Genomic DNA, 1,172 nt, shown 5'->3' on the forward strand with positions numbered 1-1,172 from the left:
AAGACTTCTTGGGGTTGTATGGTTAAGTGACTAAGCGTACACGGTGGATGCCTAGGCAGTCAGAGGCGATGAAGGACGTGCTAACCTGCGTTAAGTGTGGTCGAGCTGGTAAGAAGCATTGACACCACAATATCCGAATGGGGAAACCCACTGCATTTATGCAGTATCGCAACATGAATACATAGTGTTGCGAGGCGAACCGGGAGAAGTGAAACATCTCAGTACCCCGAGGAAAAGAAATCAACCGAGATTCCCTCAGTAGCGGCGAGCGAACGGGGAGCAGCCCTTAAGCGTTGAATGCGTTAGTGGAACGGTCTGGAAAGTCCGGCGATACAGGGTGATAGCCCCGTACACGAAAACAAACTCAGCGTGAAAACGAGTAGGGCGGGACACGTGACATCCTGTCTGAATATGGGGGGACCATCCTCCAAGGCTAAATACTACTGACTGACCGATAGTGAACCAGTACCGTGAGGGAAAGGCGAAAAGAACCCCTGTGAGGGGAGTGAAATAGAACCTGAAACCGTGTACGTACAAGCAGTGGGAGCCGACTTGTTCGGTGACTGCGTACCTTTTGTATAATGGGTCAGCGAGTTACTTTCAGTGGCGAGGTTAACCGTATAGGGGAGCCGTAGGGAAACCGAGTCTTAACTGGGCGATTAGTCGCTGGGAGTAGACCCGAAACCGGGTGATCTAGCCATGGGCAGGTTGAAGGTGAGGTAACACTTACTGGAGGACCGAACCCACTAACGTTGCAAAGTTAGGGGATGACTTGTGGCTAGGGGTGAAAGGCCAATCAAACTCGGTGATAGCTGGTTCTCCCCGAAAGCTATTTAGGTAGCGCCTCATGTCTCACTACTGGGGGTAGAGCACTGTTTCGGCTAGGGGGTCATCCCGACTTACCAACCCGATGCAAACTCCGAATACCAGTAAGTGCAATCATGGGAGACACACGGCGGGTGCTAACGTCCGTCGTGAAGAGGGAAACAACCCAGACCGCCGGCTAAGGTCCCAAAGTTCTGATTAAGTGGGAAACGATGTGGGAAGGCTCAGACAGCCAGGATGTTGGCTTAGAAGCAGCCATCATTTAAAGAAAGCGTAATAGCTCACTGGTCGAGTCGGCCTGCGCGGAAGATGTAACGGGGCTCAAATCAGGCACCGAAGCCGCGGAT

The 1,172-nt window shown here is 52.3% G+C and carries 1 rRNA gene; it reads left to right on the plus strand.

The features are described 5' to 3' along the window. Positions 1 to 20: 20 nt before the first annotated feature. Positions 21 to 1,172: ribosomal RNA gene (locus ACYVG7_RS10280) — 23S ribosomal RNA — on the plus strand; the annotation flags it as partial.

It is taken from the genome of Pseudaeromonas pectinilytica, assembly GCF_054780855.1.